Genomic DNA, 13,413 nt, shown 5'->3' with positions numbered 1-13,413 from the left:
CTGGCTCTGGCTCTGGCTCTGGCTCTGGCTCTGGCTCTGGCTCTGGCTCTGGCTCTTTAGTTTGTGATTCGTCGCTAGACTCGTCAACAAGAAAAGCATCAGATTCAAAGTTTTCATCGCCTAACAGCGCGGTAAAGTAATCATCGATTGCTTGTTCACTCGATAAACTTGGTTGCGTCAATGTCGATTCGTTATTCGCGCTCATTTATCGCTAACCTCTCGAGATAAATAAGCAGCTGTTTATAAGCAAATACACCACGGCTACCCGATGCGAAATGAGATGCTGGCAAACGTTTTAGACTGGCATCGCGAAACTTGGTATCAATCGGCACAGCAGAGGTCCAAACTTGGTTTGGATAGTCATCTTTAAGCTGAGTCAATGTTTGCAATGATGCTTTCGTTCGCTTGTCGTACATCGTCGGGACAATCGTCACCTTAAACGGTGTTTTGCGAGACTTCTGCATAATGGTTAGAGTGCGAATCATACGCTCTAAACCCTTCATCGCCAAAAATTCAGTCTGTACCGGAATCAAGATACGATCACTGGCAGCCAACGCATTCACCATCATCACACCAAGAATAGGCGGACAATCGATAAGCACGTAGTCATAGTCATCTTTCAAAGCGGCTAAAGCACGCTTTAAGATCAAGCCCATACCACTTCGATTTCCCATTACACGGTCTAATGTCGCCAATGACATGTGTGCGGGAATAATATCGATACCTTCAATTTCGGTCTGTATAGTCAACGCTCTCACAGCTTGCGTAGAAAACTCACGCAGCTGGAACAGATCAAACAGGCTCGATTCCACCGTATCTGAGTCGTAACCCAGATAGGTGGTTAGTGATGCATGTGGGTCAGTATCAACCAACAACACACGATGACCCTTTAAGGCAAGTAAGCCAGCTAGGGTCACTGTCGTCGTCGTTTTCCCAACGCCACCTTTTTGGTTTGCAACACTCCAAACAATCATGTCGATTTACCTAAGCTAACCCAACTTCGACCAAAATCCGTTCCGCAACGCGGTCTAGAGGTAGGTCTTCAGTAGAAATGCCAGCTTTTGCTACAGCTTGAGGCATACCATATACAACACAACTATCTTCGTCTTGCGCCCAAATGGTCGAACCCGCTGTTTTTAACATGCGAGAACCTTCTCGACCATCAGCACCCATACCGGTCAGTATCATAGACAACACTTTATCGCCGTAGATCTTAGCTGCAGAACCAAAAGTGACATCCACACAAGGCTTGTAGTTCATTCGGTCACCACCATCGATAATCTTCAGACGCGCCGAACCCGGGCGACCATCAATCATCATTTGCTTTCCGCCTGGAGCAAGATAAGCCACCCCAGGTTTCAACAGGTCTCCGTCTTGAGCTTCACGAACTTCAATCTTACACAAGGTATTCAAGCGGCTAGCAAAAGCAGCGGTGAACGTTGCTGGCATATGCTGCACTAACACAATCGGATGCGGGTAGCTGGCAGGGATGCGTGTCAAAATTTTCTGTAGTGCAACTGGCCCACCAGTAGAAGTACCAATTGCAGTTAATTGATACTTTTTACCAGAAGCTCTGAATTTCGCGGTTGAAGCAACCGCTGGTTTAGCAGCAGGGGCTGTTGCTGAAATAGATTGGCGCAATGGCGCTGATGTTGACGCCGTAGCTGTTGCGGTAGCTCTTGGCGCAACAGGAGTGCGTCGCATAAACGCGCGCTTTGCAGCAATCTGAATCACGCGCTGTTGAAGCAATGCGACAGCATCGTCACGGTTACGAGCGATGTCTTCAAATTTCTTAGGTAAGAAATCTAGAGCACCCGCGTCTAACGCATCTAACGTTGCTCTTGCACCATCATGCGTTAACGATGAAAACATCAAAATAGGCGTTGGAGACGCAGCCATAATTTCACGAACGGCAGTAATACCGTCCATGACTGGCATCTCGATGTCCATGGTAATTACGTCAGGTCTTAGCTTTTTCGCTTTCTCAACCGCTTCTTTACCGTTTACTGCTACATCGATGACTTCTAGGCGAGCCTCCGAGTTGATGATCTCGCTTACTCTACGACGGAAGAAGCTCGAATCATCAACGACTAATACTTTAATCGCCATATTTATCCTTAAGTTAAATTCTTGATGCAGCTGCGTACTGCTTCAACAAGTCCGGCACATCTAAAATCAATGCTATGTGACCGTCACTTGTAATTGTCGCACCTGCCATTCCTGGCGTGCCTTGAAGAAGCTTATCAAGTGGCTTAATAACCACTTCTTCTTGGCCGATAAGCGCATCGACAACAAAACCAACACGTTGACTACCAAGTTGCACAATAACAACATGACCATGACCTTGACGTCCTTCAACAAGACCTTCTTTAGGTGTAAGCCAATTTTGTAGGTAGAACAGTGGAATAGACTTATCGCGAACGATAATAGTCAGCTGACCATCAACCACGTTTGTGCGGCTTAGGTCTAAGTGGAAGATTTCATTTACAGAAGCCAGTGGCAATGCGAACGGGTGACCCGCAACACCGACCATTAAGGTTGGTAGGATCGCAAGTGTCAAAGGAACCTTAATGGTAATCTTGGTGCCTTGGCCCATCTCTGAGTCGATATCAATTGAACCATTCAGTGTGTTGATCGCTGTTTTCACAACGTCCATACCTACACCACGGCCAGAGATATCTGAGATCTTTTCTTTACTTGAAAAGCCAGGAGCAAAGATTAGATTGAAACACTCTTTATTTGTTAGGCGAGACGCTGCATCATCATCCATCAGACCGCGCTTAACCGCGATAGCACGAAGCTTATCAGGGTCCATACCGCCGCCATCATCAACGATAGCCAGTTCAATGTGGTCGCCTTCTTGAGAGGCAGACAGAATCACTTTACCGGTTTTAGATTTTCCCGCAGCAACACGGTCGTCCGGCATTTCGATACCATGATCGACAGAGTTTCTCACCAAGTGAATCAGGGGATCAGCAAGTGCTTCTACTAAGTTTTTATCAAGATCCGTTTCTTCGCCACGCATTTCAAGAACGATGTCTTTCTTCAAGGTACGAGCAAGGTCACGGACAACGCGTGGGAATCGACCAAATACTTTCTTGATCGGCTGCATACGCGTCTTCATTACTGCACCTTGTAGGTCAGCAGTAACAACATCTAAGTTAGAGACAGCTTTCGACATTTCTTCGTCGTTGCTGTTTAAACCTAAGCTAACAAGGCGGTTACGAACCAATACTAGCTCACCCACCATGTTCATGATGGTATCCAGTGTTGAGGTATCAACACGAACTGTAGCTTCAGCTTGCTGCTTCTTCGCAGGCGCTTTAACTTCAGCTTTTGCTGGTACGCTAGGCTTAGGCTCTGCTTTTACAGCAACAGGAGCAGGCTGTGGTTTAGGAGCGACTTTCGGCGCAACAGGCTCAGGCTTCGCTTGTACAGGCTTAGTCGCAGCATCCAACTCTTCAATTGAAGGGCCGTTACCTGAACCGTGTAACTGGTCAAGTAAACTCTCAAACTCAGCATCAGTCATTAGGTCATCGCCTTCAGACTTTACTGGTGCTTTGGCTACCGGAGCGACTGGAGGAGGTGGTGGCGTTGAGCTTGCAGCTGTCGGGCTTTGACCTGCACCATGCAACTCATCTAACAACTTTTCAAATTCGTCGTCAGTAATGTCACCACTCGCAGCTACTGGCTGAGGTGCCACAGGTGCTGGCGCTGGTGTGTCTACAGATGATGTCGTTGGTGAACCACCCTTACCGTGAAGTTCATCAAGTAAACGCTCAAATTCATCTTCAGAAATATCATCCACGGAAGATGCACTGATGTTTGAACTTTCAACAGTAGGTTCCGGAGCAATAACAGGCTCAGGAGCTGCAACGATAGGCTCAGAGATAACCGGTGCTGGAGCTTCTACTGCCACAACTTCATCTTCAGACTCTGGCTTACAGAGGCGATGAAGTTCATCCAGTAAAGATTGGTCTGCTGGTACTAAAGCTTCCTCATCTTGCACGGCTTTAAACTGTACGTTGACTGTATCTAAAGCCTGTAGCATCGTATCCATCAGTCCTGATGTTACACTGCGTTGGCCATTTCTTAGAATGTCGAACACATTCTCAGCACCATGACAAGTATCCACCAGCTCGGTCAATGCTAGGAAACCAGCACCACCTTTTACTGTATGGAAACCACGGAAAATAGCGTTTAGTAGTTCTTTGTCGTCAGGGTTATTCTCTAGCTCTACCAGTTGTTCTGATAGAAGTTCGAGGATCTCTCCTGCTTCGACTAAAAAGTCCTGAAGAATATCTTCGTCTAAATCGTAGCTCATACGTTACCTTTAAAATCCAAGACTGGATAACAAATCGTCGACTTCATCTTGAGATGCAACAGCATCCTCACGAGCTTCTGGGTTCATGATCGGACCCTCTGGAGCAATAGATGACTTCTTATCTGTCTCTGGTGTTGGTTCTATTTGATTCGCACCGAATACGGTGAGAATCTCTACCAGACGTCCTTCAACCTCATTCACCAAGGTAATAACTTTGCTAATAATCTGCCCAGTTAAATCTTGGAAATCCTGAGCCATCAAGATTTCAGTCAGTTGTCCACGTAGTTCAGTACTATCACCTTCTACTTGGACAAGTAATCCATCAATGCGGTGGCATAAAGCTTTGAATGTTACTAGCTCAATGCGGCCATGCATCAGTTCATTCCATTGAGGCCTTACTTGAAGTAAACACTCGTGTAAATTAGTTGCAATTGGCATACAGCGATCGACAGCGTCCATCGTTTTGTTCGCCGCAACTTCCGTTTTATCAATGACATATTGAAGGCGATCCCTGGCGTCAGGGATTTCATCATTTGCGATAACGTTAATACGCTCGTCAAAGTTGAATTGTGTCAAAGAATCATGGAGGTCACGAGTCAGACTGCCTATTTCTTGAAGCATTGGGTTATCTTGAAGATTAAAATTATCTTCATAAATGCTTCTAACAAGAGAATCAGCACCTTGCTGCTCGTCGTTTTCAAGCAGCTCTACTAATTTTTTTGCTTGTTCTAATGAAATCATCCTGAGTCCGGCCTTACTCCGCATAGTTTGTGACGCTTCAGCTTTAGAGGTAAACGGGAAACAAAAAAGTTAATGTCTCTCTATGAAGCGCCTGAAACAGGTTCTTATGAGTGCTTATAAACGCTCAAAAATCTTGTCGAGTTTCTCTTTTAGAGTTGCGGCAGTGAACGGCTTCACAATGTAACCATTAACACCCGCTTGCGCTGCTTCGATGATCTGCTCACGCTTAGCTTCTGCTGTGATCATAAGCACTGGAAGGTGCTTAAGTTCAGCGTCTGCACGGACGTGTTTTAGAAGATCAATACCTTGCATACCCGGCATGTTCCAGTCAGTTACCACGAAATCAAATTCGCCTTTTTTCAGCATAGGTAACGCGGTCAAGCCATCGTCTGCTTCTTGAGTGTTGTTGAAACCTAAATCACGAAGTAGGTTTTTAACAATTCGGCGCATCGTTGAAAAATCATCAACAATGAGAATTTTCATGTTTTTGTTCAAATTAGCCTCCACTGAATAAAATCAGTGTTGTTAGTCGTTCTGTGTCCAAGCACTTAACTTAGTGCGTAAACGCTGCATAGATTGGCTTAGTATTTGGCTGACACGAGATTCGCTGACACCTAATACTTCCCCAATCTCTTTTAAATTGAGTTCTTCGTCGTAATAAAGCGAAAGCACGAGGCCTTCTCTTTCCGGAAGTTGTTTTATCGAGTCGATCAAAGCTTGGCGGAATGATTCATCTGCAACCCCTTGAAAAGGCGTATTATCTTGAGAATCTTCATTCGGAGATATTACATCATCAGAGACACCTAAGTCTTCTATCCCTACCAATTTTGAGCAATTAATATCAGTTAAAGCACTGTGATACTGGTCTAAACTCAGCCCCATGTGCTTTGCCACCTCAGCATCACTGGGATCGCGATTGAGAGTGCCCTCTAATTCCGCGATTGCACTACTGATTTCTCGATTATTTTTATGAACCGATCTCGGGACCCAATCCCCGCGGCGAATGTCATCCAACATTGCTCCACGAATTCGAATACCTGCGTACGTCTCAAAGCTTGCGCCTTTGGTACCATCATAGTTCTGTTGCGCTTCAATCAGGCCAATCATGCCGGCTTGAATCAAGTCATCAACTAATACATTAGGCGGTAATCGCCCCAACAAATGATGAGCGATACGCTTAACCAACACAGAGTACTTCTCAAAAAAAGCCTGCTGGCTATTGTGATTAGCATGTTGATCGTAAGTAAGCGCTTTATTCACCAAATGGTTCCTCTATAAATTCAGTACGGTTCAGCAGCCTTTCAACAAAAAACTCCAAGTGTCCGCTTGGTGTTTTGGGTATTGGCCAGGTCAATGCCTTATTAGCCAAAGAGCTGATTGCCAATGCAGCTGGAGAGCGAGGAAACGCATCGACTACGATTTTCTGTCTCTTAACTGATTGACGTACTTTATCATCTAAAGGAATACATGCTACGAGTTCGAGGCTCACATTCAAGAAGCGCTCTGTGACCAAAGTCAACTTTGCAAATAATTCTCGGCCTTCGCGGTAGCTTCTGACCATATTTGCAACAATTTTGAATCGCTGAACTTGGTGCTCTCGACTCAACAGCTTAATCAATGCATATGCATCAGTAATCGACGTTGGTTCATCACAAACCACCACAACCACATCCTGCGCAGCTCTTGAGAAGCTGATGACCATATCGGATATACCCGCTGCGGTATCAACCAATAAGATATCCATCTCGTCTTCAAGCGAACCAAAAGCACGAATCAACCCGGCGTGTTGAGCGTGTGAAAGTTCAGTCATGCTTTGTGTGCCTGATGTCGCTGGAATAATTTTAATTCCGTGCGGCCCTTCGACAATCGCATCCTTAAGTTCACACTCGCCAGCCAACACATGCCCAAGATTTCGTTTAGAACGAATGCCGAGCATGATGTCTACGTTAGCTAATCCTAAATCGGCATCCAGCACCATGACTTTCTTGCCTTGGCGAGCCATACAAATAGCCATACCTAACGTTACATTCGATTTACCTACGCCTCCCTTGCCACCCGTTACAGCGATAACTTTTGTGAGTGAAGGCTGGGTTAAGCGACGGAGGCCGCTAGCTTGATCGTGTATCATATTCTCATTCATATTTATCCGCCGCCTAGAGCCCTTCAGAATCGCTATTCCAGTAATGAGGTTCATTCTCTGTCGATTTTTCTAATAACTCATTGGCCTTAGCAATCATGTACTTTGGCTGAGCAATAACGATATCTTCAGGAACTCGTTGACCATTTGCTATATAAGCAACTGGCAATGCATTTTGTATTACCACACTGATGAACTCACCCAAACTAAGCGATTCGTCCAGCTTCGTCAGGATACATCCCGACAGCGGGATTCTTCTAAAGTGTTCAATGGTTTCTTGTAGTACTTTGCGTTGCGCGGTTGCGGGTAACACAAGGTAACTATTGATAACGGAACCACTCTCTTGCATCAATGTGTCTAACTGCTCAGATAGGCGAACATCTCGCTGCCCCATACCTGCAGTATCGACTAGAATCAGGCGACGATTACGTAACTGATATATTACATCGGCCAATTCACTAGAATCTTTAGCAACTCTTACAGGACAACCCATAATTCGACCATAAATCGATAACTGCTCATGTGCACCTATGCGATATGTATCCGTTGTCACAAGCGCTACGTTGTCTGCACCGTACTCCATTGCTGCGCGGGCTGCGAGCTTAGCAACGGTTGTTGTTTTACCTACGCCAGTCGGGCCAAGTAAGGCCACAATACCGCCGCGTTTTAAAATATCTTTTTGTGTTACTGAGATTTGATCAGCGACCAGAGCAAGCAAGGCTTTCCATGCTCGTGCTGGTTTTGTGTCTTCTGGAATGTAACAGGCCATTTGATCGGCGAGTTCTGCCGAAACACCCATACGTTCTAGGCGCTTGATAAGCATCGCTCGCAAAGGTTCGCGACGTTCGACTTCTTGCCACATGAGCCCAGATACTTGATGCTCTAACAAACGACGAATTGAAGTCATCTCGTCGCGCATCGTTTCCATTTCAGTATCTGAACCTTTGGATTGAGCATTCTCACGACCACGATCATAACGAGTAGGATCTAAGCGAGGTGCTGGACGCTCTACTCTGCGATCTTCGGCAATCAATTTAGATAAACCCGTTTCACGAGCAAAGGCCGAGTCAAGGCTGCCGCTAGAATGCTGGCTACTCTGAGATTGATGACCGTTACTTGACTGGCGATTGAGCAATGCTGATAACGAGTCTTCGTTTTCAGCGCGATGTTGTTGCTCATCGTCGGCGCCATGACTGTATTGCTTTAGCATATTCGCAAAGCGCTTGGTCATTGAGCGTCCACCTTCTGCATTTGGCTGGATGCTAACCTTGTCATCATCTAATTGACGACGCCCAGTTGGCAATTTGGGCTCAGACATTTGAGTGTACTGGCTTTGCGTAGGCTGCTGAGGTTTATTGAGTCTGGGACTTGCTGTCGACGGGCTGGAATCGCCATCAATAGCGGCAACAATTTCCACACCACCTGCGACCTTTTTGTTAGACATGATCACCGCTTCTGAGCCAAGTTCTTCTTTAACTTGGAGCAGAGCTGTTCGCATATCTTTTGCAAAAAATCGTTTAATTTTCAATTCGATAGTCCGTTCTAATTAGGCGGCTTAATTACCAACAGCTTGTACTATGCGTATCTGCTTTTCGTCTGGTATCTCTTGGTAAGATAATACTCTCAAGCTTGGGATCGTGTTTTTCACGAACTTAGCCAGAGTCGAACGTAAAACACCAGAGGTCAATAATACCGCTGGCTCACCTTTCAGTTCTTGCTCTTGTGTCGCGTTACTGAGTGAGGTCTGTAAACGTTCGGCTAAACCAGGTTCAATACCAGCAGATTCTCCGCCGGATGCCTGCATGGTTTGATGCAAGATTTGTTCCAACTCGGGAATTAAGGTTATAACTGGCAATTCTGGCTCTATACCATTGATTTCTTGAACAATTAGTCGTTTTAGTGAGATACGAACAGCTGCAGTTAATATGTCAGGTTCTTGACTCTTAGAAGAGTACTCCGACAAAGTTTGGACAATGGTTCGAATATCACGAATTGGAATCGCTTCATTCAGTAGGTTTTGCAGAACTTTCACAACCACACCAAGCTGTAATTGATCCGGTACAAAACCTTCCACCAGCTTAGGTGTTGATCGGCTAAGCATCTCAAGTAAGTTTTGAACTTCTTCGTGGCCAATCAACTGTGAAGCGTTATTCGTTAATTGCTGGCTAAGGTGTGTGGCAAGTACGGTTGAAGAGTCTACAACCGTATAACCTAAGGCTTGTGCGTGTTCACGCTGCTCTTCACGAATCCAGACTGCTTCAAGGCCAAAGGCAGGGTCAATCGTCGGCTCTCCATCTATCATCCCATAGACTTGGCCAGGGTTAATCGCGAGCTCCATGTCCGGCTTGATCTCAGCCTCACCAACCGCTACCCCCATCAGGGTAATTCGATAGCTATTTGGTGTCAGTTCCAGATTATCGCGAATGTGTACTGCTGGAATCAAGAAACCAAAATCTTGAGACAGCTTTTTCCGTACACCTTTCACGCGCTCAAGCAATTCACCACCTTGGTCTCTATCGACCAAAGGAATCAAGCGGTACCCCACTTCGAGACCAATAATGTCTACCGGTTGAACATCATCCCAAGACAGTTCTTTTTGCGATGCGGGCTTATCACCATTGGCATTAGCGGTTGCAGGTAGGTTTTTCTCTTCTACCTTTTCCTTGTTCTTTTTATCGATAAAGTAAGCCCCAGCCCCAGCAACCACAGCAAGGCTCAAGAAGGAGAAATGTGGCATACCAGGAACAATACCCATGATACCGAGGATAGCAGCGGTGATCATTAGGGCTTTAGGATTATCGAACATTTGGAAGACAAGTTGTTCGCCCATGTCTTCATCAGTATTTTGACGCGTTACCATCATCGCCGCAGCAATAGAAAGTAACAGCGATGGTATTTGTGCAACCAGACCATCACCGATAGTCAGTAGCGTATAGATTTCGATGGCTTCACCAAAACCAAGGTCAAACTGAGCCATACCGATACTCAAGCCGCCAATGATGTTGATGAACAATATCAAGATACCGGCTATTGCATCGCCTTTAACAAACTTAGATGCACCGTCCATCGAGCCGTAAAAGTCAGCCTCTTTGGTCACTTCAAAACGTCGAGTACGAGCCTGATCTTGGTCGATCAAACCCGCATTCAAGTCGGCATCGATTGCCATCTGTTTACCCGGTAGGGCATCTAGGGTGAAACGCGCACTTACTTCCGAAATACGACCCGCACCTTTGGTTACAACCATGAAGTTGATGATCATCAAAATCAAGAACACCACTAGACCTACCGCGTAGTTGCCGCCGATAACCACGTTACCAAAGGCTTCGATAACGTTACCGGCCGCGTCACCACCTTCGTGACCATGAAGCAATACCACACGTGTCGAAGCAACGTTCAAAGCTAATCGAAGTAGAGTCGCAATCAGAAGTACGGTCGGGAATGCAGCGAAGTCCAAAGGCCTGCGGGTATAAACCGAAACCAGTAATACAACCATGGACAGTGCAATGTTGAACGTGAAGAACATGTCCAACAAGAAGGCTGGTATTGGCAACACCACCATAGCGAGCGTCGCAAGTACCATAACGGGCGCGCCAATTGCAGGCATCGCACGATTAGGGATTTTAGGTAGCTTGTCCGCAAAAGGCAGGGAGAATTTCATAAGTCTAGACAGTTTCGCTATGTTGTAGCCATCTCACTAAGCTATTTGAGGCTCAGGTCTAAGCTATGTTGCTATGGTTTATAGTGCATAGGTTCAAATGCACAGGTTTATAATACTAAGCTTTATATGCTCGGGATTTATAACGCTAGGATTTATAATGACTGGGCTTATAATACTCAGATTTACAATGCTAAGGTTATTAATGATCGGCTTATAATATTCGGGGTTGATATAGCAAACACTGTACCAACACTTTTCGTCAAATTATTGCCATCGCCTCTTTAAAAAGAGGATTAGCTAGCCCGCTATTATCAGGGTTCATCAAGCAGAGCTCAAGCAATTGATCTAATGTCGTAAATCAGGTGGGATCGGCATATTAGAATCTTGGAGTTTTGGCCTCTCTCCGCCTCGTTTTCGGTACTGTTTCAGTTGAAACACATATGCAAGCACTTGAGCAACTGCTGTAAACAGACCGTCAGGAATTTGTTGTTCTAGTTCGGTAGTGTGATAAAGCGCCCTAGCCAATGGTGGCGCAGGAACAATATAGATGTCATTTTCACGGGCAATTTCACGGATCTTCATTGCCATATGATCAACACCTTTCGCAACTACAACGGGGGCTTTGTCTTGATTCTGCTTATAGCGTAGAGCCACCGAGAAATGCTCCGGGTTGGTCACAATCACATCCGCTTGAGGTACGTCAGCCATCATACGGCGCTGGGCAGCTTCTCTTTGCAACATACGAATGCGGCCCTTAACTTCAGGCTTACCTTCAGTATCTTTGTGTTCATCTTTAATTTCTTGTTTGGTCATCTTCAGCTGATCGGCGTGTTGCCAAATCTGGAACGGGATATCAATCGCCACCACGATAAGTAAAGAGCAGCTGATCAGCAGAATAAAATTGAGCAAGATATCTAAAGCGTGGAAGATATTCTGTGGGTATACCTCCATGCTCAGTTGCATTAAATCGTGTTGAGAAGCTTGAATAAGATAGATGGCCATTCCCGAAACAAGTGCCACTTTCAAGATAGATTTCAACAGTTCAACCCAACTCTGCAGGCCAAACATACGCTTAATACCACTGAGAGGGTTTAGCTTAGACGCCTTAGGCATCGCCGCCTGCATAGAGAAATTAATCCCCCCGACCCCCGCCGCACCAATGACGGCTGCAACAAATAAGGTTATCAGGATTAAGAACAGCGGGAACAACAGGTTCACTAATGCGCCACCCGCAATTTCGAGGAGTTTTGTGGTATCAAAAACTTCTTCCCGACTCAGAGAAAACAGACGTTGCATTGTTTCGAACAAAGCTTTCGCCATCGATTCACCAAACCACATTAAAGCAATCGCACCAACAATAAGTACCGACGCCGACGCTAACTCTTTTGACCTTGCAACCTGCCCTTTCTCTTTGGCCTGTTGCAAGCGTTTGGGCGTGGCGTCTTCCGTGCGTTCTTGACCGTCTGACTCTGCCATTTTAGTCTCCTAGCACTCTAACCTGATTAGACGACATATCTGTTGTTCGGTTTGTATCCAAAATAACTCATAGTGACTAAACAAGCCGCCAAGGATATACCAACAAAGCAATAGGCCCACGAGTAGCGCAAATGAGAAACCCAAAGAAAAGATATTTAGTTGAGGCGCCGCACGCGTCATTACACCAAACGAAAGGTTAATCGTCAGCAGCGCAATAATACCAGACAATGACATTGCTAATGCTGTTTTGAACATGATACCCAACCACAGAGCAAGCTCTCTATAATCAACAGAGGTCAAACTTCCACTGCCAATGGGTAAAGTCTTAAAGCTGAACACCACCAGCTGCAGCATTTTCAAGTGACCGTCAGTCTCCAAAAAAAACATGGTCGCTAGCAACATAAACAATTGGCCCAGTACTGGCGTGTTTTGCCCGTTAGCCGGATCCACCATAGAGGCGAAACCCAAGCTTGATTGCATACCTAAGATCTGGCCGAGCATTACGAAAGTTTGAATCATGAATTGGGTGACAAACCCCATGGCAACGCCAATCACGATTTGTTCAAATACAGTCAAGAAACCTTGGAAAGAGAGCAGTTCAATCTGTTTAGGAACAGCGGGGATCGCAGGCATCACCGCAAAGGTGATCGCTAAACCTAAATACAGACGAATACGCGGCGACACAAAGCGTGCACCGGTTACTGTCATCACCATCAGCATGGCTGAGATGCGAGTGTAGGGCCAAAAATAATTGGCTAACCACTCTAGTACAAGGCTCGTTGGGTATTCCATATCGGTTTAGTAAAGAACTTGTGGCAAGCGTTCGATGAGTTCGAAAAAGAACTCCATCATCATTTGGGTCATCCAATGCGCAAACATCATCAACGCTAATAACGTCACGATCAAACGTGGTAGGAAACTTAAAGTTTGTTCATTGATCGAAGTAGCCGCTTGGAAAACAGCCACAACCAAACCAATCAGCAGGCTAGGAATAATTATGGCGCACACCATAATTAGTACCATCCAAAGGGCATCTTGGAACAAATCTACGAATATTTCAGGATTCATGCTTCCCCC

Annotated in this window: 12 protein-coding genes and 1 pseudogene; all 13 read right to left on the bottom strand. The window is 45.6% G+C overall.

All coding sequences use genetic code 11. From position 1 onward, the window contains the following. Window positions 1-205 (bottom strand): annotated as a pseudogene (locus ACED25_RS13345) (chemotaxis protein CheW); the annotation flags it as partial. After that, entirely contained in the window at window positions 192-974 is a 783-nt protein-coding gene (locus tag ACED25_RS13340) for a ParA family protein (RefSeq protein WP_009848532.1), read from the bottom strand. The gene ACED25_RS13340 and the pseudogene ACED25_RS13345, both read right to left, overlap by 14 nt. A 10-nt stretch (window positions 975-984) precedes the next feature. After that, the gene (locus tag ACED25_RS13335; protein WP_009848533.1) at window positions 985-2,109 is read right to left on the bottom strand and encodes a chemotaxis response regulator protein-glutamate methylesterase; all 1,125 of its coding nucleotides are present in this window, start codon (window positions 2,107-2,109) and stop codon (window positions 985-987) included. A 13-nt stretch (window positions 2,110-2,122) separates the two neighbouring features. Beyond that, a complete protein-coding gene (locus tag ACED25_RS13330) occupies window positions 2,123-4,324 on the bottom strand; it encodes a chemotaxis protein CheA (protein WP_012603447.1) in 2,202 nt (733 codons plus the stop codon). Window positions 4,325-4,333: 9 nt separating this feature from the next. After that, a complete protein-coding gene (locus tag ACED25_RS13325) occupies window positions 4,334-5,065 on the bottom strand; it encodes a protein phosphatase CheZ (protein ID WP_017101967.1) in 732 nt (243 codons plus the stop codon). Window positions 5,066-5,179: 114 nt separating this feature from the next. Further along, on the bottom strand, window positions 5,180-5,548 hold the full coding sequence (gene cheY, locus ACED25_RS13320; protein ID WP_012603445.1) for a chemotaxis response regulator CheY: 369 nt from the start codon (window positions 5,546-5,548) through the stop codon (window positions 5,180-5,182). A gap of 42 nt (window positions 5,549-5,590) precedes the next feature. After that, a complete protein-coding gene (locus ACED25_RS13315; protein ID WP_009848537.1) occupies window positions 5,591-6,325 on the bottom strand; it encodes an RNA polymerase sigma factor FliA in 735 nt (244 codons plus the stop codon). Then, entirely contained in the window at window positions 6,318-7,205 is an 888-nt protein-coding gene (locus ACED25_RS13310) for a MinD/ParA family protein (protein ID WP_009848538.1), read from the bottom strand. Before ACED25_RS13310 ends, ACED25_RS13315 begins: the two co-directional genes overlap by 8 nt. 13 nt (window positions 7,206-7,218) lie before the next feature. Continuing rightward, entirely contained in the window at window positions 7,219-8,730 is a 1,512-nt protein-coding gene (gene flhF / locus ACED25_RS13305) for a flagellar biosynthesis protein FlhF (protein WP_371695444.1), read from the bottom strand. 27 nt (window positions 8,731-8,757) lie between these two features. After that, window positions 8,758-10,860: a flagellar biosynthesis protein FlhA gene (flhA, locus tag ACED25_RS13300; RefSeq protein WP_371695443.1), complete on the bottom strand. Its 2,103-nt coding sequence runs from the start codon at window positions 10,858-10,860 to the stop codon at window positions 8,758-8,760. 345 nt (window positions 10,861-11,205) lie between these two features. After that, entirely contained in the window at window positions 11,206-12,336 is a 1,131-nt protein-coding gene (gene flhB, locus ACED25_RS13295) for a flagellar biosynthesis protein FlhB (protein WP_009848541.1), read from the bottom strand. A gap of 9 nt (window positions 12,337-12,345) precedes the next feature. Further along, entirely contained in the window at window positions 12,346-13,128 is a 783-nt protein-coding gene (fliR, locus tag ACED25_RS13290; RefSeq protein WP_371695442.1) for a flagellar biosynthetic protein FliR, read from the bottom strand. A 6-nt stretch (window positions 13,129-13,134) separates the two neighbouring features. Then, entirely contained in the window at window positions 13,135-13,404 is a 270-nt protein-coding gene (gene fliQ, locus ACED25_RS13285) for a flagellar biosynthesis protein FliQ (protein ID WP_009848543.1), read from the bottom strand. Window positions 13,405-13,413: the final 9 nt, after the last annotated feature.

The organism is Vibrio sp. 1F263 (assembly GCF_041439035.1).
GTDB classification, from domain to species: Bacteria; Pseudomonadota; Gammaproteobacteria; order Enterobacterales; family Vibrionaceae; genus Vibrio; species Vibrio tasmaniensis_A.
The sequence above is the reverse complement of the archived record's forward strand: the minus strand, read 5'-3'. Positions and strand labels throughout refer to the sequence as shown.

Coding starts and splice junctions, on each gene's coding strand:
- ACED25_RS13340 (WP_009848532.1), bottom strand. CDS start 974: ATGATTGTTTGGAGTGTTGCAAACCAAAAAGGTGGCGTTGGGAAAACG.
- ACED25_RS13335 (WP_009848533.1), bottom strand. CDS start 2,109: ATGGCGATTAAAGTATTAGTCGTTGATGATTCGAGCTTCTTCCGTCGT.
- ACED25_RS13330 (WP_012603447.1), bottom strand. CDS start 4,324: ATGAGCTACGATTTAGACGAAGATATTCTTCAGGACTTTTTAGTCGAA.
- ACED25_RS13325 (WP_017101967.1), bottom strand. CDS start 5,065: ATGATTTCATTAGAACAAGCAAAAAAATTAGTAGAGCTGCTTGAAAAC.
- cheY (WP_012603445.1), bottom strand. CDS start 5,548: ATGAAAATTCTCATTGTTGATGATTTTTCAACGATGCGCCGAATTGTT.
- ACED25_RS13310 (WP_009848538.1), bottom strand. CDS start 7,205: ATGAATGAGAATATGATACACGATCAAGCTAGCGGCCTCCGTCGCTTA.
- flhA (WP_371695443.1), bottom strand. CDS start 10,860: ATGAAATTCTCCCTGCCTTTTGCGGACAAGCTACCTAAAATCCCTAAT.
- flhB (WP_009848541.1), bottom strand. CDS start 12,336: ATGGCAGAGTCAGACGGTCAAGAACGCACGGAAGACGCCACGCCCAAA.
- fliR (WP_371695442.1), bottom strand. CDS start 13,128: ATGGAATACCCAACGAGCCTTGTACTAGAGTGGTTAGCCAATTATTTT.
- fliQ (WP_009848543.1), bottom strand. CDS start 13,404: ATGAATCCTGAAATATTCGTAGATTTGTTCCAAGATGCCCTTTGGATG.